This is a genomic window from Roseateles aquae (assembly GCF_032337115.1).
In the GTDB taxonomy this organism is placed as follows: domain Bacteria; phylum Pseudomonadota; class Gammaproteobacteria; order Burkholderiales; family Burkholderiaceae_C; genus Roseateles_C; species Roseateles_C aquae.
On record NZ_JAVXZY010000001.1, the window covers coordinates 1,057,770 to 1,082,597 of the forward strand.

23 protein-coding genes are annotated in these 24,828 nt (G+C 64.8%); 13 read left to right on the forward strand and 10 right to left on the reverse strand.

The annotated features are described in order from the left end of the window. The first annotated feature begins 112 nt into the window (after positions 1-112). Genes hpnC through hpnE form a run of 3 tightly spaced genes read left to right on the forward strand, consistent with a single transcriptional unit; the run spans position 113 to position 3,113 of the window. Positions 113-985 (forward strand): squalene synthase HpnC, encoded by an 873-nt coding sequence (gene hpnC / locus RQP53_RS04600; protein ID WP_315648926.1) that lies wholly within the window; start codon positions 113-115, stop codon positions 983-985. Beyond that, positions 982-1,830: a presqualene diphosphate synthase HpnD gene (gene hpnD / locus RQP53_RS04605; protein WP_315648927.1), complete on the forward strand. Its 849-nt coding sequence runs from the start codon at positions 982-984 to the stop codon at positions 1,828-1,830. The genes hpnC and hpnD overlap by 4 nt, the downstream gene beginning before the upstream one ends. Beyond that, the gene (gene hpnE / locus RQP53_RS04610) at positions 1,827-3,113 is read left to right on the forward strand and encodes a hydroxysqualene dehydroxylase HpnE (RefSeq protein ID WP_315648929.1); all 1,287 of its coding nucleotides are present in this window, start codon (positions 1,827-1,829) and stop codon (positions 3,111-3,113) included. The genes hpnD and hpnE overlap by 4 nt, the downstream gene beginning before the upstream one ends. A gap of 12 nt (positions 3,114-3,125) precedes the next feature. Here the strand turns inward: hpnE and RQP53_RS04615 are convergent, their stop codons facing one another. Then, positions 3,126-4,205, reverse strand: coding sequence for a TIGR03790 family protein (locus RQP53_RS04615; RefSeq protein ID WP_315648930.1), 1,080 nt, complete (start codon positions 4,203-4,205; stop codon positions 3,126-3,128). Positions 4,206-4,329: 124 nt separating this feature from the next. On the opposite strand from RQP53_RS04615, the gene RQP53_RS04620 reads away from it, so the two are divergent. Continuing rightward, complete coding sequence (locus tag RQP53_RS04620; RefSeq protein ID WP_315648932.1) at positions 4,330-5,097, forward strand: IclR family transcriptional regulator; 768 nt, start codon at positions 4,330-4,332, stop codon at positions 5,095-5,097. Positions 5,098-5,186: 89 nt separating this feature from the next. Here the strand turns inward: RQP53_RS04620 and pbpG are convergent, their stop codons facing one another. The 6 genes from pbpG to RQP53_RS04650 form a co-directional block, all read right to left on the reverse strand. Further along, positions 5,187-6,200: a D-alanyl-D-alanine endopeptidase gene (gene pbpG / locus RQP53_RS04625; RefSeq protein ID WP_315648934.1), complete on the reverse strand. Its 1,014-nt coding sequence runs from the start codon at positions 6,198-6,200 to the stop codon at positions 5,187-5,189. Between the two features lie 142 nt (positions 6,201-6,342). Further along, complete coding sequence (locus tag RQP53_RS04630) at positions 6,343-7,884, reverse strand: 2-isopropylmalate synthase (protein WP_315648936.1); 1,542 nt, start codon at positions 7,882-7,884, stop codon at positions 6,343-6,345. Between the two features lie 221 nt (positions 7,885-8,105). Further along, entirely contained in the window at positions 8,106-8,921 is an 816-nt protein-coding gene (pssA, locus tag RQP53_RS04635) for a CDP-diacylglycerol--serine O-phosphatidyltransferase (RefSeq protein WP_434064058.1), read from the reverse strand. Between the two features lie 134 nt (positions 8,922-9,055). Next, a complete protein-coding gene (gene ilvC, locus RQP53_RS04640) occupies positions 9,056-10,072 on the reverse strand; it encodes a ketol-acid reductoisomerase (RefSeq protein ID WP_315648939.1) in 1,017 nt (338 codons plus the stop codon). A gap of 150 nt (positions 10,073-10,222) precedes the next feature. Further along, entirely contained in the window at positions 10,223-10,714 is a 492-nt protein-coding gene (gene ilvN / locus RQP53_RS04645) for an acetolactate synthase small subunit (RefSeq protein ID WP_315648941.1), read from the reverse strand. A gap of 162 nt (positions 10,715-10,876) precedes the next feature. Beyond that, entirely contained in the window at positions 10,877-12,652 is a 1,776-nt protein-coding gene (locus RQP53_RS04650) for an acetolactate synthase 3 catalytic subunit (RefSeq protein WP_315648942.1), read from the reverse strand. A 254-nt stretch (positions 12,653-12,906) separates the two neighbouring features. Here RQP53_RS04650 and RQP53_RS04655 point away from each other — a divergent pair, with 254 nt between their 5' ends. The 5 genes from RQP53_RS04655 to RQP53_RS04675 are packed head-to-tail and all read left to right on the forward strand — an operon-like array spanning position 12,907 to position 15,646. Then, positions 12,907-13,473, forward strand: a complete 567-nt coding sequence (locus tag RQP53_RS04655) for an RNA polymerase sigma factor (protein ID WP_315648944.1) — start codon at positions 12,907-12,909, stop codon at positions 13,471-13,473. Continuing rightward, entirely contained in the window at positions 13,470-13,928 is a 459-nt protein-coding gene (locus tag RQP53_RS04660) for a DUF3619 family protein (RefSeq protein ID WP_315648945.1), read from the forward strand. Before RQP53_RS04655 ends, RQP53_RS04660 begins: the two co-directional genes overlap by 4 nt. Positions 13,929-13,941: 13 nt before the next feature. Continuing rightward, positions 13,942-14,754, forward strand: a complete 813-nt coding sequence (locus tag RQP53_RS04665; RefSeq protein ID WP_315648947.1) for a DUF3106 domain-containing protein — start codon at positions 13,942-13,944, stop codon at positions 14,752-14,754. Further along, the gene (locus RQP53_RS04670; RefSeq protein ID WP_315648948.1) at positions 14,751-15,266 is read left to right on the forward strand and encodes an RDD family protein; all 516 of its coding nucleotides are present in this window, start codon (positions 14,751-14,753) and stop codon (positions 15,264-15,266) included. Before RQP53_RS04665 ends, RQP53_RS04670 begins: the two co-directional genes overlap by 4 nt. Beyond that, on the forward strand, positions 15,263-15,646 hold the full coding sequence (locus RQP53_RS04675; RefSeq protein ID WP_315648950.1) for a diacylglycerol kinase: 384 nt from the start codon (positions 15,263-15,265) through the stop codon (positions 15,644-15,646). The genes RQP53_RS04670 and RQP53_RS04675 overlap by 4 nt, the downstream gene beginning before the upstream one ends. A 45-nt stretch (positions 15,647-15,691) precedes the next feature. Here the strand turns inward: RQP53_RS04675 and RQP53_RS04680 are convergent, their stop codons facing one another. Together RQP53_RS04680 and RQP53_RS04685 are read right to left on the reverse strand one after the other, a co-directional pair. Further along, positions 15,692-16,030 carry a P-II family nitrogen regulator gene (locus tag RQP53_RS04680; RefSeq protein ID WP_315648951.1) on the reverse strand — a complete coding sequence of 113 codons (339 nt, stop codon included), beginning with the start codon at positions 16,028-16,030 and terminating at the stop codon, positions 15,692-15,694. Positions 16,031-16,085: 55 nt separating this feature from the next. Then, the gene (locus RQP53_RS04685; protein ID WP_315648953.1) at positions 16,086-18,119 is read right to left on the reverse strand and encodes an NAD(+) synthase; all 2,034 of its coding nucleotides are present in this window, start codon (positions 18,117-18,119) and stop codon (positions 16,086-16,088) included. 84 nt (positions 18,120-18,203) lie between these two features. Between RQP53_RS04685 and RQP53_RS04690 the strand changes: the two genes are divergently transcribed. After that, positions 18,204-19,379, forward strand: coding sequence for a GNAT family N-acetyltransferase (locus RQP53_RS04690; protein WP_315648954.1), 1,176 nt, complete (start codon positions 18,204-18,206; stop codon positions 19,377-19,379). 98 nt (positions 19,380-19,477) lie between these two features. Here RQP53_RS04690 and ppa read toward each other — a convergent pair whose 3' ends face one another. Then, complete coding sequence (gene ppa, locus RQP53_RS04695; RefSeq protein WP_315648956.1) at positions 19,478-20,020, reverse strand: inorganic diphosphatase; 543 nt, start codon at positions 20,018-20,020, stop codon at positions 19,478-19,480. Positions 20,021-20,260: 240 nt separating this feature from the next. Between ppa and RQP53_RS04700 the strand changes: the two genes are divergently transcribed. The 3 genes from RQP53_RS04700 (at position 20,261) to RQP53_RS04710 (ending at position 24,782) form a co-directional block, all read left to right on the forward strand. Then, positions 20,261-22,456: a sodium-translocating pyrophosphatase gene (locus RQP53_RS04700; protein ID WP_315648957.1), complete on the forward strand. Its 2,196-nt coding sequence runs from the start codon at positions 20,261-20,263 to the stop codon at positions 22,454-22,456. Positions 22,457-22,607: 151 nt separating this feature from the next. Then, positions 22,608-23,456, forward strand: a complete 849-nt coding sequence (locus tag RQP53_RS04705; RefSeq protein WP_315648959.1) for a J domain-containing protein — start codon at positions 22,608-22,610, stop codon at positions 23,454-23,456. Positions 23,457-23,561: 105 nt separating this feature from the next. Further along, positions 23,562-24,782 (forward strand): ATP-binding protein, encoded by a 1,221-nt coding sequence (locus RQP53_RS04710; protein WP_315648960.1) that lies wholly within the window; start codon positions 23,562-23,564, stop codon positions 24,780-24,782. The last annotated feature ends 46 nt before the right edge of the window (positions 24,783-24,828 follow it).

Here is a 24,828-nt window from a genome sequence, read left to right on the forward strand (position 1 = left end):
CGCGCCAAAATAACTGACTAACCGGTCAGTAATGTATTCAGGCACCCGGACGCTGTCAAACCTGCAAACGTGGTGCGCCGTCTTCCATGCGCCCAAGGCCAACGCGTACACAATGCCGGCCGTGAGCATAGACCACTACGAGAACTTTCCCGTCGCCTCGCTGCTGTGCCCGCCGGCGCTGCGTCCGGCGGTGGCGGCCATCTACCATTTCGCCCGCACCGCAGACGATCTGGCCGACGAAGGCAACGCCTCCAGCGAGCAGCGTCTGGCCGATCTGCGCGCCTACCGCGCCGAGCTCCATGCTTCGGCCACGGGCAGCCCCCCGCCGCCCGGCGCGCGTTGGCAGCAGCGCGTCTTTGCCGCCCTCGGCCCACAGATCCGCCAGCACCAGCTGCCCCTGCCCTTGCTGGAGGCGCTGCTGGATGCCTTTGAGCAGGATCTGGTCAAGACCCGCTATGAGGACCGCGAGGAACTGCTGGACTACTGCCGCCGCTCGGCCAATCCGGTGGGGCGCCTGCTGCTGCACCTCTATCGTGTCAAAGACGAGACGGCGCTGCGCCGCTCGGATGCCATTTGCAGCAGCCTGCAGCTGATCAATTTCTGGCAGGACATGAGCCGCGACTGCCCGAACGGTCGCATCTACGCACCACGCGCCGATCTGCGCTGCCACGGCGTCGACGAAGCCGCGCTGTTGAACTGCCAGGACAGCCAGGCCGCCCGCGCCCTGCTGGCCGAGCTCTGTGCCTGGGCCGAGCAGCTGATGCTGCAAGGCGCGCCGCTGGTTCATCAGCTGCCCGGACGTGCCGGCTGGGAATTGCGCCTGGTTGTCCAGGGCGGGCTGCGTATTCTTGAGAGAATCCGCGCCATGGACTTTGCCACCCTGACCCAGCGCCCCGCCCTCGGCGCGCAAGACCTGCCCCCGATGGCCTGGCGCGCCCTGCGCATGAAGCCGGCACTGCCGCAGCCGAGCGGAGCCGCGCCTTGAGCCCCGAACAGTACGTCCAGGACAAGGCGGCCCGCAGCGGCTCCAGCTTCTACTACGCCTTTTTGTTCCTGCCGCCGCCGCGCCGCGCCGCAATCACCGCCTTCTACGCCTTCTGCCGCGAGGTCGATGACGTGGTCGATGAAACGCAAGATCCCGGCGTCGCCGCCACCAAGCTGGCCTGGTGGCGCAAGGAGGCCAGCGCCGCCTTCGCCGGCAAGCCCAGCCATCCGGTCATGCTGGCGCTGATGCCACATGCCCAGGCCTACGACATCCGGCTCGAGCACCTGCTCGCCGTCATCGAGGGCTGCCAGATGGACCTGGACCAGACCCGCTATCTCGATTTCGCCGGCCTGCAGCGCTACTGCCATCTGGTGGCCGGCGTGGTTGGCGAAGTGGCCTCGGCGATCTTTGGCCGCGAGCACGCCGGCACGATTGCCTATGCCCACAAGCTGGGCCTGGCCATGCAGCTGACCAACATCATTCGCGATGTCGGCGATGACGCGCGCCGCGGCCGCATCTACCTGCCCGTCAACGAGCTGCAGCAGTTCGAAGTCAAGGCCAACGAGATCCTGCTGCGCCAATCGCCCTGGGGCTATAGCGATCGTTTCACCGCGCTGATGCGCTTCCAGGCCGAACGCGCGCACCGGCTCTACGACGAAGCGTTTGCGCTCTTGCCCGAGGCCGACCGCCGGCCGCAAAAGCCCGGCCTGATGATGGCCAATATCTACCGCGCCCTGCTGCGCGAGGTCGAGGCAGAAAACTTCCAGGTGCTGCACCAGAAGATCTCGCTGACACCCCTGCGCAAGCTCTGGATCGCGATGCGCACCAACTGGCGCGGCCATTGAAGAAGCGCTTGGCCATCGTTGGCGGTGGCTGGGCCGGTGTGGCCGCCGCCCTGCGCGGGCTCGAAGCCGGCGCCGAGGTCCATCTGTTCGAGATGGCTGGCCAGCTGGGCGGAAGGGCGCGCAGTCTATCAGTTAGCCAAGCAGACGAACCGCGGCTGGACAACGGCCAGCACATCATGATCGGCGCCTACACGCACAGCCTGGCGCTGATGCGCAGCCTGGGTCTGAAGCCCGAAGACTTGCTGCTGCGCCGCCCGCTGCAGCTGCGCTACCCCGATCGCGCGGGCCTGCACCTGCCACCCGGCGCCGCCCTGCCCGCCTTTGTGCGCGCCGTGCTGGCCCTGAGGCACTGGCGCTGGCGGGACCGGCTGGCCCTGCTTGCCGCCAGCAGCCTCTGGGCCTTGCGCGGCTTCCGTTGCGCGCCAGACATCAGTGTGGCCCAGCTCTGCGCTGGACTGCCGCCGCCTGTGATGCAGGAGCTGATCGCGCCGCTGTGCGTGGCGGCGCTGAACACGCCGGCCGAGGCCGCCAGCGCCAGCGTGTTTCTGCGCGTGCTGCACGATGCCTTGTTCAGCGGCCCTGGCTCGGCCGATCTGCTGCTGCCGCGGCGCCCCTTGAGCGAACTGCTGGCCGAGCCGGCCCAGCGGCAGCTGCTGGCCGCTGGGGCCACCCTGCATCTCAATCACACGGTGCGCCAGCTTGATCGAAAGGGGCAAGGATGGTCTGTGGACGGCGAGCACTTTGACGCCGTGCTGCTGGCCTGCAGCAGCCGCAGCGCGGCCGATCTGGCGCGCGCCCATGCGCCCGCCTGGGCCGAGCGCTGTGCGGCCCTGCAGTTTCAGCCCATCATCACCGTCTATCTGCGCAGCCCCGGCAGCCGCTTGGCCGCACCCATGCTGGCGCTGGGCGAAGGCCCCGAAGCGCCCGCCCAGTTTGTTTTCGATCTGGGTCAACTTGGCCACGCGCCCGAGCTGTTCGCTTTCGTCGTTAGCGGCGCTGCCCCCTGGGTCGAACGGGGCCTGCCGGCCACGGCCGAGGCCTGCATCGCTCAGGCCAGCGACCAGCTGCACTGGGCCAGCCCGCCGACGCTGCTGCGCGCGCTGGCCGAGAAGCGCGCCACCTTCGCCTGCACGCCGGGCCTACAGCGTCCGGCAAGCTCCATCGCGGAGCGGTTGGCCGCTGCCGGCGACTACATCGCCGGCCCCTACCCTGCCACGCTTGAAGGCGCGGTGCGCAGCGGTGAGGAAGCCCTCGCCTTGCTGCGGCCAGTGCTCACAGCCTGAACCGGGCGCCGCTCATTGGCGCGACACGGCTGACGCGGCGCGCGGCGGTACCGCCGCAAAGGGAGCCGCCAGCGGCTCGCCGATGAAGACGCCCTGCCCCGGCCAGGCGACGCTGCGCCAGTAGGCCTCCAGCGCGGTGGCGCCTTGCAGATAGTGCAGCAGCAAGACCTGGGGATGCGGGAACTTCTGCAGATGATTGCAGGGCTCGCTGACCGTGCCATAGCTGGCCGTGGCACCAGCGTCCAGCCACTCGATGGCGCTCATCTGGGCCGACTGCGGCGGCGCGTCAAGTCGCCCGCCAAACGAGGTCAGGTGGTCGGCCAGCGCGCCGGGCAGCCAGCCAATCTTGTCCAGGCCCTCGACGCGCATCTGCCCGCTGCTCAGCAGCAAGGCGTTCGGCAGCGGCTCGGCGCTGACCGGTTGTTGGCGGATTTGCATGCCGGCCAGCACACCAGCGCGAGGAAACAGCGCGGCACGCACGTTTCGCGCCTTGTCATCACTGCTCAAGAAATAGGCCTGCGGCAGCACGCTCCCCGGCCGGCGTTCTGCCGCTACGGCGCTGCCGTCCGCCGCGATGCCGCGTTCAATCAGCGCCTTGCCGGCCTCCAGGCTGCGCGCGGCCAGCAACATCGCCGGCAGCACGCCCAGATCGGCATGCGGCCGGCTGCTGGCGCTGTTGAACATCGGCGAGGGCCGGCTTGGCGCGCAGCTCTGCTGGCACAGCGCGCCCTGGAAGCCGATCGCCAGCGCGGCAGTGATGGAGTTGCACTCGACGGCATAAGGCTGTGACCACACCAGCGCCAGCGCCTGCACGCGGCTGCCCAGCGTGGTCTGGATCTTCTCGCGCAGCGCTTCGAACTCGGCGAAGCTCAGCGCGGGTTTGAGCGGCACCTCCACGCGCAGCACCTGCTCGGCGGCGATGCCGCGGCGGCGGATGTAGTACTCGCCCAGGGCGACCGACAGCGGGTCGTTCTGGTTGATCACCACGCCCAGTTCGCTGGCCTGCAGACGCGTGGTCAGCCTGGGCACCGCAACCCAAGGTGCGCCGGTGCCAGCCGCTGACGCTGCTGCCGGCGACGATGTAGCAGACATCGGCAAGACCTGACCCTGCACCAAGGCAGCCAGACCCAACAGCAGCGCGCCTAAGAGAGCCCGCCCTAATTTCGCGATGTAAGACAAAGCCACATTCCTTGATGAAATCCCGCACAATGGACGGATGAAAAACAAAGAGGCACAGGCACCCGCGATTCAAGTGCTGGAACGCACCTTCGCCTTGCTGGATGTGTTGGCCAGCCATCAGGACCCGGTGTCGCTGAAACAGGTCAGCGAGGCCACCGGCCTACACCCGTCCACCGCCCACCGCATTCTGAACGACCTGGCCATCGGTCGATTCGTTGATCGGCCCGAAGCCGGCAGTTATCGACTCGGCATGCGCCTGCTTGAGCTCGGCAACTTGGTCAAGGCCCGCCTGGATGTTCGCGACGCTGCCATCGGCCCGATGCGCGAGTTGCACAAGTTCACCCACCAGCCGGTCAATCTGTCGGTTCGTCAAGGCGACGAAATCGTCTACATCGAGCGCACCTACTCCGAACGCTCGGGCATGCAGGTGGTGCGTGCCGTTGGCGGCCGGGCGCCACTGCACCTGACCTCGGTGGGCAAGCTCTTTCTGGCCAGCGACGACCCACAGCGTGTGCGTGCCTACGCCACCCGCACCGGCCTCGCCGGCCACACCCGCAACAGCCTGACCGACATCACTGCACTGGAGCGTGAGATGGCCCTGGTGCGCCAGCGCGGCGTAGCCCGCGACGATGAGGAACTGGAACTCGGCGTGCGCTGCATGGCTGCCGGAATTTACGACGACCAGAGCAAGCTGATCGCCGGCCTGTCGATTTCGGCGCCCGCCGATCGCCTGGAGGAGGCCTGGCTGGCGCGGCTGAAAGACACCGCGGCCGCCATTTCGGCGGCCTTGGGCTATCGCGGCTGAGCGCCACGGCTTCGGTCGCGGCGGAGGCTGCAGTTGCAATGAAAAACGCGCCCATGAGGCGCGTTTTCCGTTTTGACTGATGCGAGGTATCAGCCGTCGATCTTGACCGCGCTGCTGGCCACGCCGGTACGGCCGGACAGCCACTTGCGCACCGTCTCGGCATCGCTGATACGCGAATACTTGCCGGTCGAATCAAGGAACACCATGATCAGCTTGCGCCCGGCCAGGCGGGCTTGCATCACCAGGCACTTGCCGGCTTCGTTGATGAAGCCGGTCTTTTGCAGGCCGATGTCCCACTCGCCGCTGCGCACCAAGCCATTGGTCGTGTGGAAGGCGACTTGGCGGCGGCCCAAGGCCACGCGGTAGTCGCGCGAGGTCGAAAACTCGCGCAGCAGCGGGAACTCATGCGCCACCTTGACCAGAGCCGCCAGATCTTTGGCACTGGACTGGTTGCGGCTGGACAGCCCGGTGGGCTCGACATAGCGGGTATCGGCCATGCCCAGCAACTGCGCCTTCTGGTTCATCGCCTCGACAAAGGCTTGCAGCCCACCCGGATAGGTGCGGCCCAGTGCATGGGCAGCACGGTTCTCCGAGGCCATCAGCGCCAGATGCAGCATTTCGCCACGGCTCAGCGTCGTACCGATGGCCAGACGCGAGCCGGTACCCTTTTCGGTGTCCTTGTCGTCGTCGGTGATGGTGATTTTCTCGTCCAGCGGCAGATTGGCTTCCACCACCAGCAGAGCCGTCATCAGCTTGGTGATCGAGGCAATCGGCAGCACCGCCTGCGAGTTCTTGGAGAACAAGACCTCGTCGGTGTCCTGATCAAGCACCAGGGCCACGCTGGACTTCAGATCCAGCGGATCGTCGACCGCATGCAGGCCGTAGAGCTGGCCGAAGGTGGGGGCAGCGGCCACAACCGTGGCCTTGCGCGGCGCCCGTGTGGCCGGCTTGGCCTTGCGCGCATTGCTCTTCACCTTGGCGGGCGGCTGCGCTGCTGCCTCGGCCGAGGCCACCGGCAGGGCCAAGCCCGCCGTCAGCAGCACCGCGCTCAATACCGCACTTGCAATGGCGGCCCCGGTGAACCCAAGCGTGAATGTCTTCAATCCAGTCCCCAACAACTCGCAGCCAGTTTAGGCGATCGCAAAAAGTCAGGCAAGATCAAAAACTTAGCGCGCACTTTTGAAGTGCCGCAGCGCTGAATTTGTGCACGGATGACGGTGTTTGCCACCGCCACCGCTGCCTTCATCAGCCCTGCGCAGCCACCCGTTCGGTCTTGCTCTGCAGTTTGTTCAGTGCACTCAAATATGCCTTGGCCGATGCGACCACGATATCGGGGTCGGCACCAACACCGTTGACCACCCGCCCAGCATGTTGCAGCCGGACCGTGACCTCGCCCTGCGATTCTGTGCTGCCGCTGGTGATGGCATTGACCGAATACAGGATCATTTCCGCGCCACTCTGGGCCTTGGATTCAATCGCCCGTAGACAGGCATCCACCGGACCATTGCCGTCGCTCTCGACCCGGTGCTCGACGCCGGCCGCATGGAAGACCACGCTGGCATGCGGCCGCTCGCCCATTTCCGAGCGCTGCGAAAGCGCGACCAGGCGGTAATGCTCGCTGTCCTGCTGCACCGATTCATCCATCACCAACGCGATGATGTCCTCGTCGAAGATTTCGTTCTTGCGGTCTGCCAGATCCTTGAAGCGCACAAAGGCGGCGTTGACCTCGGTTTCGGACTCCAGCGAGATGCCCAACTCCTGCAGGCGCTGCTTGAAGGCATTGCGGCCGGAGAGCTTGCCCAGCACGATCTTGTTGGCGCTCCAGCCCACGTCTTCGGCGCGCATGATCTCGTAGGTGTCACGCGCCTTCAGCACGCCGTCCTGGTGGATGCCGGAGGCATGGGCGAAGGCATTGGCGCCAACGACGGCCTTGTTGGGTTGCACGACGAAACCGGTGGTCTGCGAAACCAGGCGCGAGGCCGGCACGATCTGGGTCGCATCGATACCGACGTCCAGCCCGAAGTAATCGCGGCGGGTCTTCACCGCCATCACCACTTCTTCCAGCGAACAATTGCCGGCGCGCTCGCCCAGACCGTTGATCGTGCACTCGATCTGGCGGGCGCCACCGATTTGCACCCCGGCCAAGGAGTTGGCCACCGCCATGCCGAGGTCGTTGTGGCAATGCACCGACCAGATGGCCTGATCGGAGTTCGGCACCCGCTCGCGCAGCGTCTTGATGAAGCTGCCGTAGAGCTCGGGGATGGCGTAGCCGACCGTGTCCGGAATATTGATCGTGCGGGCGCCTTCACGAATGACGGCCTCGACGACCCGCGCCAGGAACTCTGGATCGGAGCGATAGCCGTCCTCGGGCGAGAACTCGATGTCATCGGTCAGGTTGCGAGCGAAACGCACGGCCTGGATGGCCTGCTCCAGCACCTGCTCGCGGGTCATGCGCAGCTTTTTCTCCATATGCAACTCGCTGGTCGCAATGAAGGTGTGAATGCGCGAGCGGGCCGCGCCCTTCAAGGCTTCGGCGGCGCGGGCGATGTCGCGGTCGTTGGCGCGGGCCAGCGAGCAGACCGTGCTTTCGCGAACCACATCGGCAATCGCCTTGACGGCCTCGAAGTCGCCGTTGCTCGATGCGGCGAAGCCCGCCTCGATCACGTCGACGCGCATCCGTTCCAGCTGACGCGCAATGCGTAGCTTCTCGTCCTTCGTCATCGAAGCGCCGGGCGATTGCTCGCCGTCACGCAAGGTGGTGTCGAAGATGATCAGCTTGTCAGCCATGGGGGTTCTCCGTGAAAGGCTGGTTGGAAAGAGCTAGCAGCAAAAAACAAAAAGCCCGCGAAGCAATTGCTTGGCGGGCTCTTGGTTGGAGAGGACTGTCGGTTTCAGGCGTGAACCGGCCTCGTGCCCAAGGGCCCGATGGCTAGTAGCAGTGCGTTGAAAGCGGTCTTCATGGATTTGAATGTAGCACGGCAGCGGCGGAAAAAACCAGCCAGCCTACGTCAATGGTGAAGACCCTTTTCATCAGGCTCATCGGTCGAGGTGGCAATCACGCTGACGGGCTTGCCCTTGGCCTTTTTGATCGCAAACACGATATAGCCCGAGAGGCCGTAGGTGCAGAACAGACCAAACAGCACATTCGGCGGATCTATATTGATCGCGGCAATGCCCAGGGCGATGGCCACGATGGAAATGAAGGGCACGCTGCGCTTGAAGGTGATGTCCTTGAAGCTGTAGAACGGCGCATTGGTCACCATGGTCAGCCCGGCATAGAGCGTGAAACCGAAGGCCAGCCAGGGCATCCAGCCCGGCATCACCGCTCCACCCGCCTTGGCGTCCTCCACGGCCCAGATCAGGCCCATCACCAACGCGGCCGCCGCCGGGCTGGGCAAGCCCTGGAAGAAGCGCTTGTCGACCACCGCCAGATTGGTGTTGAAGCGCGCCAGCCGCAACGCCGCCGCGGCACAGTAGACGAATGCAGCGATCCAGCCGGCCTTGCCCAGGCCCTTGAGTGTCCATTCATAGGCAATCAAGGCCGGTGCGGCACCGAAGGACACCATGTCCGACAGGCTGTCCATCTGCTCGCCAAAGGTGCTCTGGGTATTGGTCATCCGGGCAACGCGGCCATCCAGGCTGTCCAGCACCATCGCGCAGAACACGCCATAGACCGACTGCTCGAAACGACCGTGCATGGCCATCACGATGGCATAGAAGCCACCAAACAGCGCTGCCAGCGTGAACAGATTGGGCAGGATGTAGATGCCCTTGCGGCGCGGGCGCACCGGCTCCAGCACCTCGCCGTCGTCGTCGTCGTGCAGGGCGTTATCGTTTTTAGCGTCGGTCATGGGGCGGGAGGATACAACAGCGACTCAATGAAAAATGCCGCGGTGGGCACCGCGGCACTGGGGAGGCACGTCCAGCAGCGCCCTGGAAACGCTGCCGTCGACCAGCCTTAGTTCTTCGACTGGTCGACCAGACGATTCTTCTTGATCCAGGGCATCATCGCGCGCAGCTTCTCGCCGACCTGCTCGATCTGGTGCTCCGAGGTCAGACGGCGGCGCGACAGCAGCGTAGGTGCACCGGCCTTATTTTCCAGGATGAAGCTCTTGGCGTACTCGCCGGTCTGGATGTCCTTCAGGCACTGGCGCATCGCGTCCTTGGTCGCGGCGGTCACCACGCGCGGGCCGGTCACGTACTCGCCGTATTCGGCGTTGTTCGAGATCGAGTAGTTCATGTTGGCGATGCCGCCTTCATAGATCAGATCGACGATCAGCTTCAGTTCGTGCAGGCACTCGAAGTAAGCCATTTCGGGCGCGTAGCCGGCTTCGACCAGCGTTTCGAATCCGGCCTTGATCAACTCGACCGCACCACCGCACAGCACCGCCTGCTCGCCGAACAGGTCGGTTTCGGTTTCTTCACGGAAATTGGTTTCGATAATGCCGGCCTTGCCGCCACCATTGGCCGAGGCGTAGGACAGCGCCAGATCGCGAGCCTTGCCAGTCTTGTCTTGATAGACGGCGATCAGGTGCGGCACGCCGCCACCCTGGGTGTAGGTGCCACGCACGGTGTGGCCGGGGGCCTTGGGAGCGACCATCCAGACGTCGAGGTCGGCGCGCGGCGTGACCTGGCCGTAGTGGACATTGAAGCCGTGTGCGAAGGCCAGCGAGGCGCCCTGCTTGATATTGGGCTCGACCTCGCGCTTGTAGACATCGGCGATCTGCTCGTCGGGCAACAGAATCATCACGACATCGGCCGACTTCACGGCGTCAGCGATCTCGGCCACCTTCAGGCCGGCGTTCTCGGCCTTGGCCCAGGACGCGCCGCCACGGCGCAGACCGACGGTGACCTTGACGCCGCTGTCGTTCAGGTTCTGAGCATGGGCGTGGCCTTGTGAGCCATAGCCAATGATGGTGACGTTCTTGCCCTTGATCAGGCTGAGGTCGGCGTCCTTGTCATAAAAAACGTTCATGTCGGTCTCCAGAAAAACTGTGCAAAAAATGTTCGGGCCCCTTCGTGGAGCAAGCCTTATGCCGGGGCCACACCGAGCCAGGCTTGCTGCCAGGCAGGCTCATGGCCGCCCGGCGACGCCACGGCCAAGGGCCGCAGCGCCAGGGGAAACTCAAATCCTGAGAATGCGTTCGCCGCGACCGATGCCGCTGGCACCGGTGCGCACCGTTTCGAGAATCGCGCTGCGATCGATGGCGTCGATGAACGCATCCAGCTTGGACGCATCGCCAGTCAGCTCGATCGTGTAGGTCTTCTCGGTCACGTCGATGATGCGGCCGCGGAAGATGTCGGCGGTGCGCTTCATCTCCTCGCGCTCCTTGCCGACGGCGCGCACCTTGATGAGCATCAGCTCGCGCTCGGTGTAGTTGCCCTCGGTCAGGTCGACCACCTTGACGACCTCGATCAGTCGGTTCAAGTGCTTGGTGATCTGCTCGATCACCTCGTCGGAGCCAGTGGTCACGATGGTCATTCGCGACAGCGACGGGTCTTCCGTCGGCGCCACCGTCAGGCTCTCGATGTTGTAGCCGCGGGCGGAGAACAGCGCGACGACGCGCGACAGCGCGCCCGGCTCGTTCTCGATGAGCAGTGCAATGATGTGTTTCATGAATCTCGTCCTTCGCGCTCTTCAGCCCGGCGGCGGTAACCGACGGACCTTGGCCACGCTCTTCGATCAAAAGGGAATTGCAGGCATTCCGCTGCAAGCGACTTCCACCCAGTGATCAACGTCGGCGCGGTAACGCCGACGCTGTCACAGCGTTTCAGTCGCTCACAGGTCTTCGGAACCCAGCAGCATCTCCGAAATACCCTTGCCCGCCTGGACCATGGGCCAGACGTTCTCGGTCGGATCGGTGCGCACGTCGAGGAAGACCGTGCGGTCTTTCAGGCGCATGGCTTCGCGCAGCGCCGGCTCAACATCTGCGGGGCGCTCCACCAGCAGGCCGACATGGCCATAGGCCTCGGCCAATTTGACGAAGTCCGGCAGCGCGTCCATATAGCTGTGCGAGTAGCGCTTGCCGTAGTCCAGTTCCTGCCACTGCCGCACCATGCCCAGGTAGCGGTTGTTCAGGGAGACGATCTTGACCGGCGTCTTGTACTGCTGGCAGGTCGAGAGCTCCTGGATGCACATCTGGATCGAACCTTCGCCGGTGATGCAGAAAACATCGGATTCCGGCTTGGCCAGCTTGATGCCCATCGCATAGGGCAGGCCCACGCCCATGGTGCCCAGGCCGCCGGAGTTGATCCAGCGGCGCGGCTCGTCGAATTTGTAGAACTGCGCGGCCCACATCTGGTGCTGGCCGACGTCCGACGTGATGTAGGTATCGCGCTCCCGGGTCAGGTTCCACAGCGTCTCGACGACCATCTGCGGCTTGATGACCTCGCTGTCGCGCTTGTAGGCCAGGCAGTCCTTGCGGCGCCATTCATTGATCTGGCTCCACCAGGCGTTGATCGCCTGACTGTCCGGGCGGGCCTGCGCCTCCTTGATCTGGTGGATCAGCTCCTGCAACACATCCTTCACGTCGCCGACGATGGGGATGTCCACACGCACCCGCTTGGAAATCGACGAGGGGTCGATGTCCACATGGATGATCTTGCGCTCGACCTGGGCAAAGTGCTTGGGGTTGCCGATCACACGGTCATCGAAACGGGCACCAACGGCCAGCAGCACATCGCAGTGCTGCATGGTCATATTGGCTTCGTAGGTGCCGTGCATGCCCAGCATGCCAAGGAAGCGGGGGTCGCTGGCCGGGAAGGCGCCCAGGCCCATCAAGGTGTTGGTGCAGGGATAGCCGAGCAGATCGACCAGCTCGCGCAACTCCTTGTGCGCCTGGCCGAGGATGACGCCGCCACCGGTGTAGATATAGGGCCGCTTGGCCTGCATCAGCAGCTGCACCGCCTTGCGAATCTGCCCGCTATGGCCCTTCTTCACCGGGTTGTAGGAGCGCATCTCCACATGGGTGGGGTAGCTGAACGCCGTTTTGGCCAGCGACACATCCTTGGGGATGTCCACCACCACCGGGCCCGGGCGGCCGGTGCGGGCGATGTGAAAGGCCTTCTTCATCGTCATCGCCAGGTCGCGGACGTCCTTGACCAGGAAGTTGTGCTTGACGATGGGGCGGGTGATGCCCACGGTGTCGCATTCCTGGAAGGCATCCAGGCCGATCGCCGGCGTAGGCACCTGGCCGGTGATGATCACCATCGGGATCGAGTCCATGTAGGCGGTGGCGATGCCGGTCACGGCATTGGTCACACCTGGACCCGAGGTGACGAGCGCCACACCCACTTCACCAGTGGCGCGGGCATAGCCGTCAGCGGCATGGACGGCGGCCTGTTCATGGCGCACCAGCACATGCTGGATATTGTCTTGTTTGTACAGTGCGTCGTAGATGTACAGCACCGAGCCGCCCGGATAGCCCCAGAGGTGCTTGACCCCTTCGGCATGCAGACAGCGAACAAGGATTTCAGAGCCGTTGGGCTCCGCGTGGGAATTTGAATGCGGTTGTGCTGTGGAAGCACGCTTGACGTCCGCGGCAGACATGTCCATTTTCGAACCTCTGTGAATTTCTCTAACGAAAAACCATCGGTGCCCCTTCTCGCACCCTCGTGAGGTGGATTCGGAGCCTGCGCGGTCAAAAACGAGGCGCCCCGGTCGGGCGGCCAGCTTGAGACCAAAAACTCTTTGTGCGAAGCAACATTATGCATGCAAACCCGCAGCATCCCGAACAAAGCCTAGGGTCTGCTCTCGCAATGCGATAATCCGCGGCGTTTTGCCTGCTTCAGGGCTTGCCCGTTCACCCATTGGCCACCGACAAAGAACTCAACGACTTCTTGCGCAGCATCGACAGGCGTGCCTTCAAGCGCACCGCCTATCTGGTGCGCAATGACGATGCGGCACTGGACATCGTCCAGGATGCGATGATCCGCCTGGCCGAGAAGTACTTTGACCGGCCGGCCGCCGAGCTGCCGCTGCTGTTCCAGCGCATCCTGTCGAATGCGACGATGGACTGGTTCCGCCGCCAGAAGGTGCGCAATGCGGTGATGAGCAATATGTCCGATTTCGAGTCTTCGGATCCGGACGGTGACTTCGACCTGCTGGAATCATTGGAATCGCAGGACGGGGCCCTGGGCGCGCTGAGCGCCGCGGACGAGGTGTCGAGAACGCAGATCCTGCAGGCGATCGATGACGAAGTGGCCCAGTTGCCGGCGCGTCAACGGGAAGCCTTCCTGCTGCGTTACTGGGAGGAGTTGGACGTCGCCGAGACGGCCGCTGTTATGGGTTGCTCCGAGGGAAGTGTTAAAACACACTGCTCTCGCGCTGTCCATGCCTTGGCCAAAACGCTCAAAGCCAGAGGAATCACGCTATGAACAAGCCGCAACATTCGCATTTCGATCAAGAACTGGACGCCCGCATGGCGCGTTTCGGCTTGCGCGTGGCCGCCGGCTTGTCAGAACAAAGCGAGCAATTGCCGGCGGATATCGGCGAACGGCTGCGCTTCGCGCGCGAACAGGCGCTGCTGAAGGCGCGTACCGCGCGTGCCGCCCAGCCCGAACTGCAAAATGCGCCATCCGTCGTGGCCGTGGGCGCATCGCTGGCCATGCGCGGTGGCCCGGCCGACAAATCGCCCCGCTGGCTGAAGCTGGCGTCGCTGACTCCCCTGCTGCTACTGGTGCTGGGCCTGTTGCTGATCCAGCACAGCCAGTGGTACCAGCAGATTCAGGCCGCCGCCGAAGTCGATACTGCGCTGCTGTCCAAGCCCCTGCCGCCGGCCGCCTACAGCGATCCCGGCTTCAGGGAATACCTGAACGAAGAGCAAGAGTGATCACCCCTTGACCATGACCCGGCCACTGCCTCCAGGATTCCTCAAGCACCTGCATCTCTGCACCGCACTTGTCGGCCTGTGGCTGGCCGGTCACGCCTCGGCGCAAGCGCCCGCTGCCGCTGCCGCTGCCGAGGCACCCTCCGCCCCGGACGCGGCGGCCAGTCAAGCCGCGCCGCCACTGAATCTCCCCAAGGCGCCCGCGCCGAAGCCGCTGGCCCCAGCAACCTTTGTCGGTGGCCCGGCCTGGCAGCAGCTAAGCAATGAACAGCGCCAGGTCCTGTCACCACTCGCCACCGACTGGGACAAGTTGGACGGCACTCAGCGCGGCAAATGGCTGGAACTGGCCGCGCGCTTTCACGCCTTGCCGGCCGATGAGCAGCAGCGCGTGCGTGAGCGCATGAGCGAGTGGGCGCGGCTGAGTCCGGCAGAGCGTCAGCAAGTGCGCGCCGGATTCCAGAACACGCAGCAGTTGAAGAAGCAGGATCTGCAGGCGAAGTGGGAGGCCTACCAGTCGCTGCCGCCGGAGCGGCGCCAGGAACTGCTGGACAAGGCCGCGCAAAAGAAACCGCCGGCGCTGGCTGCCACCGCATCGGCGCCGGCACGGATGACTAAATCCAATCTTGTCCCAGCCCGCCCGCCCCAGCCGATCACGGCCGTGACGCCCTCGCTGCGCCAGGCCAAGCCGGGCGCGACAACGCTGCTGATCACCCAGGGCAGCAGCCTGCCCAGCCACCAGCAGGCGGGCATGCCCAAGGTGCTGGCGAATCCCGAGCTGATCGATCCCAAGACCCTGCTGCCCCGGCAGAGCGCCAGCAAGAAACCATGAGTGAAGCCAGCAGTACCGAGGCGCCCAGCTTGATGCGGCGCCTGGCCAGCTTTATGTACGAAGGCGTGCTGCTGTTCGGCATCGTCTTTGTCGCCGGCTACCTGTTCTCGGCGTTGACCCAGCAACGCCACGCCTTGCAGGGCCAGCATGCCTTGCAAGGCTTTTTGTTCATCGTGCTGGGCGTCTATTTCATCTGGTTCTGGTCGCATGGCGGCCAGACGGTGGCGATGAAGGCCTGGCATTTGCGCGTCGTTGATCGGCAGCGTCAGCCCTTGACGCAGGGCCGCGCGGCATTGCGCTATCTGCTGGCTTGGCTGTGGTTCCTGCCGGCACTGCTGAGTGTCTGGCTGATGGATCTGCACTCGCTGGGCGCTATCTTTGGTAGCCTGGGCGCCGGCGTGGCCGCCTATCTGCTGATCGCCCGGCTGCATCCGAGCCGGTTGTTCCTGCATGATGTGCTCAGCGGCTGCCAGCTGATCACCGAGCAGCCCGCACTGAAAGCCAAAGGATGAGCCCGAATCCGCACAAGGGCCGCACCGGCATTGATCGCGTACTTCATGCTACTGGATACTCGATGGCCGGACTCAAGGTCGCTTACCAGGGCGAGAGCGCATTTCGCCAGGAGGTCTGGCTGGCACTGATCGCGTCGCCCGCGGCGTTCTGGCTGGGGCGTAGCTGGGTTGAAGTGGCTTTGCTACTCGGTTCGTTGATGATCGTGCTGATCGTCGAGCTACTGAACTCAGGCATCGAGGCGGCCATCGACCGCGTCTCGCTGGATCTGCACGAACTCTCCAAGCGCGCCAAGGATCTGGCCAGCGCTGCCGTCTTCCTGTCGCTGCTGCTGTGCGCCGGCATCTGGGGCGCGGCACTCTGGCATCGCCTGCTGGGCTGAAGCACAGGTTCAACCTAGCGCAGCCCTCGCAGGCTCAACGCCAACTCAAACCGCCGCTTCGTCGGTCTCACCGGTGCGGATGCGGATCACCTGCTCGACCGGCGTGACGAAGATCTTGCCGTCACCGATCTTGCCGGTCTTGGCCGCCTTCAGGATGGCATCGATGCAGCGATCAACGTCCTCATCCTTGACCACCACCTCGACCTTGACCTTGGGCAGAAAGTCCACCACGTACTCGGCGCCGCGGTACAGCTCGGTATGGCCCTTCTGGCGGCCAAAACCCTTGACCTCGGTGACCGTCAGTCCAGATGCACCCACTTCGGCCAACGCTTCGCGGACCTCGTCGAGCTTGAAAGGTTTGATGATGGCGGTGATCTGTTTCATCGATAACTCCGAAGCGATGGGATAGAGGCAAACTGCCCCGATTTAAGCATGGAACTCAGGCCGGAATGCGCTGCAGATCGGCCAGCCAGACGCTCGCCTCGCCATCGCTGGGCGCCCGCCAATCGCCGCGCGGCGACAGCGAGCCGCCACTGCCCACCTTGGGCGCGTTGGGCACGCAGCTGCGCTTGAACTGGCTGCCCTGGAAGAAGCGCCGAACGAAGATGCCGAGCACCCTTTTGATTTCGGCAAGCTCGTATTCGTTGCGCTGCACATGCTCGCCATCGGGCCAGTCACCGCGCTGCCTGTCACCCCAGGCCTGCAGCGCCAGGAAGGCAATCTTGGCCGGCGCATAACCATGGCGCAGCGTGTAGAAGAGGTTGAAATCCTGCAGCTCGTAGCGGCCGATATGGCTCTCGGTGCTCTGCAGCGCTTGCCCTGGCACGAGCTCGGGGCTGATCTCGGTGGCCAGGATGTCCAGCAGCACCTCGCTAGCCGTGGCGGCGCCGAGCTGGCCAGTCTCCGCGACCCAGCGCACCAGGTACTGGATCAGCGTCTTGGGCACGCTGGCATTGACGTTGTAGTGCGACATATGGTCGCCGACACCATAGGTACACCAGCCCAGCGCCAACTCGCTCAGATCACCGGTGCCCAGCACCAGCGCGCCCAGATGGTTGGCCAGCCGGAACAGGTGGCTGGTACGCTCGCCCGCCTGGACATTTTCGAAGGTGACGTCGTAGACCGCTTGACCCTGCGCGTAGGGGTGCCCCAGGTCTTTGAGCATCTGCGTGCAGCTGGGCCGGATGTCGATCTCGCGCGCCTCGCAGCCTATCGTCTGCATCAGCCGCCAGGCCTGATCGCGGGTGCGGGTGCTGGTGGCAAAGCCAGGCATGGTGACGCCGATGATCTGTGTGCGTGGCAGGCCCATCCTGTCCATCGCCCGTGCTGCCACCAAGAGCGCATGGGTGGAATCCAGTCCGCCGGAAATACCAATCACCAGCTTGCCGATACCGCTGGACTGCAGACGCTGCACCAGTGCCTGCACCTGGATGCTGAACACCTCTTCGCAGCGCTCATCGCGGCGGCTGCGCTCGGCAGGCACATAGGGGAATCGTTCAACACGCCGCTGCAGCGGCAGCACAGTCTCGCGAGGCGGCGCAAGCGCCACCTCAACGCGCCGAAACGCCTGCAGCGCCTGCTGATGCACACCCACCGAGGCGCCAAAGCTGCTCTGGCGCATGCGCTCGCGGCTGAGCCGCTCCAGATCGACGTCAGCGACGATCAGCTGCGACTCGCGCTGATAGCGCTGCGACTCCACCAGGGTCTCGCCGTTCTCGCAAATCAGCGCCTGACCGTCCCAGGCCAAATCAGTGCTGGACTCCCCCGCCCCGGCCGAGGTGTACACATAGGCAGCCAGGCAGCGCGCCGACTGCTGAGACACCAGCTGGCGCCGGTAATTGGCCTTGCCAACCGTCACATTGGAGGCGGACAGATTGACCAGCACCGTGGCCCCGGCCAGTGCCGCAAAGCTGGACGGTGGGATTGGCGTCCAGACGTCCTCGCAGATCTCGCAATGCAACACTAGGCCCGGCAGATCCTGCACCTCGACCAGCACATCGCTGCCCAGCGGCACCGACTGCCCCAGCAGCTCGATCTGCTGGCTCAGCAATTCGCTGGCAGCATTGAACTGGCGCGCTTCGTAGAACTCAGCGTAATTGGGCAGATAGGTTTTGGGCCAGACGGCCAGCAGGCGGCCGCGATACAGGGCCACAGCGCAGTTGAACAGCCGCTGATCAATGCGCAGCGGCAGCCCGACGATGGCAATGCTCATCAGCGTCTCGGAGGCCTTCAGCAGCTCAGCCAGCGCCTGCTCGCAGGCATCCAGCAAGGCACGCTGATGGAACAGGTCGTCGCAGCTGTAGGCCGACAGGCCCAACTCAGGAAACGCGACCACTGCAGCGCTGGCTTGATCGGCCTGCTGCATCAGCGCCAGCGTCTGCGCCGCATTAAAGACAGGATCGGCCACGCGGCACAGCGGCACGCCAACGGCGATGCGTGCGAACTGGTGGTTGTAGAGATTGTGAAATTCCATGCCCGCATCCTGCCATCAAACGCACGATCGCCAAATCCCTGCAGCAGCGCGTCATGCAATGCGCACCTATCATCCGCCCCGACGATGAACACGCCACCACTTACGTTGCGCCTGCAGATCGATGAGGACCCGCTGCAACTCGATGCCGGCCGCTGGGACGCGCTGCTGGCGCAAAGCGCGCAGCCCACGCCGTTCATGCGCCTGGCCTTCCTGCGGGCGCTGCAGCGCAGCGGCTCTGCCTGCGCGGCCACCGGCTGGGAGGCGCGCTTTCTGAGCGTCTGGGACGGTGATCAGTTGATGGGCGCCTGCCCGGCCTATCTGAAATCGCACTCCTGGGGCGAATACGTGTTCGACTGGGCCTGGGCCGAGGCCTACCATCGCCATGGCCTGCACTACTACCCCAAGCTGCTGGTCGCCGTGCCCTTCACCCCGGTGCCGGGCAGCCGCCTGCTGGCGCGCACGCCAGCGGCCCGCCAGGCCTTGATCGATGGCCTGCGGCAATTGGCCCTGCGGGAGCAGGCCTCTTCGGCCCATGTGCTGTTTGGCGATGACAGCGATCAGGCCGCCTTGTGTGCGGCGGGTTGGCTGCCACGCCAGCAGGTGCAATTCCATTGGCAGGGCAATGGGCAGCCCTGCAGCTTTGCCGATTTTCTGGCCAGCCTGCAGCGCGAAAAACGCAAGAAAATCCAGCAGGAGCAGCGCCGCGTTCGCGAGGCCGGCGTCAGTTTCCGGGCGCCGCGCGGCTCAGACATCAGCTCTGCCGACTGGGACTTCTTCTACCGCTGCTACCAGCTCACCTACCGCGCACATCACAGCAAGCCCTACCTGAGTCGCGATTTCTTCGCCCAGATGCAGGCCGAAATGCCTGAGCACTGGCTGATGTTCATCGCCGAACGGGAAGGCCAGCCCGTCGCTGCCTCGCTGCTGGCGCTGGACCCCGCCAGGCGCAGCGCCTTCGGCCGCTACTGGGGCGCCACCGAGGCCATTCCCTGCCTGCACTTTGACGCCTGCTACTACCAGCCGCTGGCCTGGTGCCTGGCGCAGGGCTGGCTGCGTTTTGAGGGTGGCGCACAGGGCGAGCACAAGATGGCGCGTGGCCTGCTGCCGGTGGGCACCCAGTCAGCACATTGGCTGGCCCATCCGCAGTTCCGCGACGCGGTGGCCGACTTCCTCGCCCAGGAGGGCCAGGCCATGCAGAACTACGTCAATGAACTGGAGCAGCACCAGCCCTTCAAGCCCGCGTCGACCAGCAAGACCTGACCCTCAAGCGCAGCCCATCGCAACCCATTCCGGGCATGAAAAAAGCGCCCGAAGGCGCTTGATGCCAAAGCTCACCGCAGTGAGCCAGCTGGCCAGGCTTACTTGGCGGCAGCCTGCTTGGCGTAGGCGGCCATGCCCGAGCTGATCTCGGCCTTGGCAGCTTCCGGGCCTTCCCAGCCCTGCACCTTGACCCACTTGCCCGGCTCCAGATCCTTGTAGTGCTCGAAGAAGTGCTGGATGGCGTTCAAGCGCATCTTGTTCACGTCTTCGGGCTTTTGCCAGTGGGTGTACATCGGCAGGATCTTGTCGATGGGCACGGCCAGCAGCTTGGCATCGCCACCGGCTTCGTCGTCCATCTTCAGCACGCCGATGGCGCGGCAGGTCACGACCACACCAGGGGTCAGCGGATAGGGCGTCACCACCAGCACATCAACCGGATCGCCATCGTCGGACAGCGTCTGCGGGATGTAGCCGTAGTTGCAGGGGTAGTGCATCGCCGTCGTCATGAAACGATCGACGAACAGCGCGCCGGTTTCCTTGTCGACTTCGTACTTGATCGGGTCGGCATTCATCGGGATCTCAATGATCACGTTGAATTGCTCGGGCGCCTTGGCGCCAGGGGTCACGTTGTGCAGGCTCATTGTGTTCTCTACGGCAAGGGGAAACCCGCATTCTAGAGGCAGCCCTGGCATGAGCCTGACAGCGCAGCACTGAATCTTGCATGAATCTGGTTTACCCCAAACCACTGGTAAACGCTCAATCGCGGCAGCGTGCCGCTCACTTAGCATGATTCCACCGACCTGTTTCGCAGCGCGCAGGACTGGCGTTGGAGAGAACAGGCGTCTTTTCAAAACGGCAGATACAACACAGGAGACATGTTCATGTCGACGAGTTTGGCGCTGTATTTCGCGCTGGCCTGCGGCCTTGCCGCGGTACTTTATGGCTTCATCCAAAGAAGCTGGATCCTCAGTCAGGACGCGGGCAACGCGCGCATGCAGGAGATCGCTGCGGCGATTCAGCAGGGTGCGGCCGCCTATCTGGCCCGTCAGTACAAGACGATTGCCGTGGTCGGCGTCGTGCTGGCCATCCTGATCGCCCTGTTCCTGGACAAGACCACCGCCATCGGCTTCGTCGTCGGCGCGGTGCTCTCAGGCGCCTGCGGCTTCATCGGCATGAACGTCTCGGTGCGCGCCAATGTGCGCACCGCTCAGGCCGCCACCAAGGGCATGGCCCCGGCGCTGGATGTTGCCTTCAAGGGCGGTGCCATCACCGGCATGCTGGTCGTCGGCCTGGGCCTGCTCGGCGTGAGCCTGTTCTTCTGGTTCCTGAGCGGCGGCGACAAGGTGGACTCCGCCACGCTGAAGCCGCTGCTGGGCTTTGCCTTCGGCTCCTCGCTGATCTCGATCTTCGCTCGCCTGGGTGGCGGAATCTTCACCAAGGGCGCCGACGTCGGCGCCGATCTGGTGGGCAAGGTCGAAGCCGGCATCCCCGAGGATGATCCGCGCAACCCGGCGGTGATCGCCGACAACGTTGGTGACAACGTCGGCGACTGCGCAGGCATGGCCGCCGACCTGTTCGAGACCTACGCGGTGACACTGATTGCCACGATGGCTCTGGGCGCCCTGGTCGTGACCGCTGCACCGATGGCCGCCGTGCTCTACCCGCTGTTACTGGGCGGCGTGTCCATCATCGCTTCCATCATCGGCTGCAGCTTCGTCAAGGCCAGCCCCGGCATGAAGAACGTGATGCCGGCGCTGTACAAGGGCCTGACCGTCGCTGGCGTGCTCTCGCTGATCGCCTTCTTCTTCGTCACCCGCGCCGTCGTGCCCGATGACGCGCTGGGTGCCGGCACCCAGCTGCGCCTGTTCGGTGCCTGCGCCGTCGGCCTGGTGCTGACCGCCGTGCTGGTCTGGATCACCGAGTTCTACACCGGCACACAGTACTCGCCGGTGCAGCACATCGCCCAGGCCTCGACCACCGGCCATGGCACCAACATCATCGCCGGCCTCGGCGTCTCGATGCGCTCGACCGCCTGGCCGGTGCTGTTTGTCTGCGTTGCCATCATCGCCTCCTACTCGCTGGGCGGCCTGTATGCGATTGCCGTCGCGGCCACTTCGATGCTGAGCATGGCCGGCATCGTCGTTGCCCTTGACGCCTACGGCCCGATCACCGACAACGCCGGCGGCATTGCCGAAATGTCCGAGCTGCCCGAGAGCGTGCGCGCCGTCACCGATCCGCTGGATGCCGTCGGCAACACGACCAAGGCCGTGACCAAGGGCTATGCCATCGGCTCGGCCGGTCTGGCTGCGCTGGTGCTGTTCGCCGACTACACCCACTCGCTGTCGGCCCGTGGTATCAATGTGCAGTTCGATCTCAGCGATCCCAAGGTCATCGTCGGCCTGTTCATTGGCGGCCTGATTCCCTACCTCTTTGGTGCGATGGCCATGGAGGCCGTTGGCCGCGCGGCCGGCGCCGTTGTCGTTGAGGTGCGCCGCCAGTTCAAGGAGATCAAGGGCATCATGGACGGCTCGGGCAAGCCGGAGTACGGCCGTGCGGTCGACATGCTGACCACCGCCGCGATCAAGGAAATGATCGTGCCCTCGCTGCTGCCAGTCGTCGTACCGGTGCTGGTCGGCCTGCTGCTCGGTCCGGCCGCGCTGGGTGGCCTGCTGATGGGCACCATCGTCACCGGCCTGTTCGTTGCCATTTCGATGTGCACCGGCGGTGGCGCCTGGGACAACGCCAAGAAGTACATCGAAGACGGCCATCACGGTGGCAAGGGTTCCGAGGCGCACAAGGCCGCCGTCACCGGCGACACCGTGGGCGACCCCTACAAGGACACGGCAGGCCCTGCCGTCAACCCCTTGATCAAGATCATCAACATCGTCGCCCTGCTGATCGTGCCACTGCTGCCGATGGCGTCGCAAAGCGTGGAACCGGTCAATGCCGGCCACCTGCCCGCCGTGGCCGCCAGCGAGCCCGCTGCTGCGGCCTCTGTGAGCCTGGTTGGAGCGCTGCCGGCTGAGCCCGCAGCTTCGGCAGCCTCGGCCATGGAGTCTGGCGCGTCCAAGCCCTGAGGTGTTTCCCTAATCAGGCCGAAACGGCCAGGAAGCAGCCCGCAAAGCAGTGGTTTTGCGGGCTGTTTTTCTTTTCCCAAACGCGTATTGCCGTGCAGAATAGCGCTATGCCCGACCCGCGGCCCCATCGGCGGCACACACCGCTCACTGCATGAGAACACCGACGATCACCAGGCATGAACTCGCACGTCGCCGCGGCCAGCTGAGCGACCTGCAAGCCTATGTACAGAGCCTGGAAGGCGAGTTTGGCGCCCTGCACCAAAGGCTGCAGGAGTTCGTTGCCCGCTACACCGATCTGCTAGGCCCGCTGTACCTGGAGCTTGATGCACTCGAGTCGCAACTCCATCTGGCCACCAGCTACCTGTCTGAAGCGCTGCGCCGCAACGGCGTTGATGTGCGCATGCCCATGCCGCCCAAGCCCACCGCCCTGCCCCAACTGCCCACGCTTCCCGCCGCCGCGCCGCTGCCCCACGAGCCCCAAGGCGGCATGGTTGAAATCGAGCCGCCCAGCCTGAAGCAGCTGTATCGCCGCGCCGCGATGCGCCTGCATCCTGACCTTGCGCGCAGCGATATCGAACGGCTGCAGCGCGAAACCGACATGATTGACGCCAACGCGGCCTACGCCGCTGGCGACAGGCCACGCCTCGAGCGCTTGCTGCTGCGTGCCGGCGAAGACCCCTTGAAGGTCACCGGCAGCAACGGCGATGCGGTGCTGGAATGGCTGCGGCGCAGCGAGCTGGGCGTGCAAGGCCGGCTGCGCGTCGTGCAAGCCCATTTGCTCGCCCTGCAAGCCCATCCCATGCACCAGCTCCTGCAAGCCATCAGCCAGGCCGAGGCCAAGGGGCTGGACCCGATGGCGGTGATGGCCAGCCGGCTGCGCACGCAAATTGCCGAGCGGCGCCAGGAGCTTTACATCGGGCAGCGCCTGCAGCCCGAATCCAGCCTGGCACAGGCCTTTTTGCATCAGCGCATCGAGCGCATGGGCGCGGCGACCAGCTGACTCTCCGGCGCCGGCAGCCCCATCACAACGGGGATCGCCCAACAGGGCGAGCAGCGCATACACTCGATCGGGTCGGGGCCTCGTCCAACCCCGCCAGAGGTGTTCATGCAGTACCCATCCGCCGTCGTGGCCGCCCTGGAGGCCGCGCTGGCCGAGCTGAGCGCACAGTTCGCCCTCGGCCAATTCACCGAAGTCCTGGCACAGCTGCCACCGCTGTTTGAAGGCGTAGATGGCTTGGAAGACAGCCCCTGCAAGCGCGATCTCCAGCTTCGACTGCTCTTCATCCGCGCCCGCTGCCACAGCAAGTTCGATCGTTTTGGCGACACGCTGCAGGACTGCGCCGAGATGCTCAATCTGCGCGCACTCGACGAAGGCTCGCGCCAGCGTGCAGAACTGATGGAGTTGATCTCCTACTGCCATGTGAACCTGTCCATGCCCGAGCAAGCCCTGCGCGCGGCCCAGGTGACGCTGCAAGACGGCCTGCTGCTGCGCGATCCGCTGCTCTGCTCGCAAGGCCTGGAGCGCAGCGCCATGGCCTATCTGTGCATGGGCGATGCCTTGGAAGCTGAGCGATTCATGATTGAGTCGCTGGGCTTTGTCGAACAGCAAGGCCTGGGCTATGAACGCTTGCGGCGCTACTCCAACGCCATCCACCTGCTGTGCGCGCTGCACGACAACTATCTGAGCGCCGGCAATCAGCGCATGGCCCAGGGCGTGCTCGAACGCGGGCAACGCCTGCTTCCGCTGGGCGACGCGCTGGCCAGCGGCGAACCCAGCGAGTTCATCCGCCTGATGTGGCACGCCAATATGGGCCGCTGGAAGCGCCGTCAAGGCCGCCTGAGCGCGGCCCAGGAGCAGCTTGCATCGGTGCTCGCCTCACCCTCGACAAGGCAATGGCATGGGCTGCGCCGCTCGATGCAGCTGGAGCTGGCCCTGATCGCCGAAGCCAGCGATCGGCTTGATGACGCTCTCGCCTTGCTGCAGGCGCTGTTCGAGCCGCAGTCGCTGCGCGTGCGCGACGTTGAAGCGTTAGGTGCCATGGCCGCGCAGCTGCGTGTCTTGATCCTGCTACAAAGGCCGGCCGAGGCCGAGCGGGTCAGCCAGGCCCTGGCCCAGCGCCGCAATGAACGCATGCAGGCAGCGCGCCAGGCGCACCAGCAGCTGCAGGGCGTGCGCCAACGCATCATCAGCGCCTTGGCGCAGGCCGACCGGCAGCGCGTTGAGCACGAGATCCACAGGCTGCGCGGCTTGCGGCATCAGTCGGCGGCACTTCAACCGAGCCCCGAGGCTCAGGCCTGGATCAGCGAGCAGGACATGGCAGGCTGAATGCCGCCGCCAAGCAGGCCCAGACCCCCACTTCACTTCGTTTCAC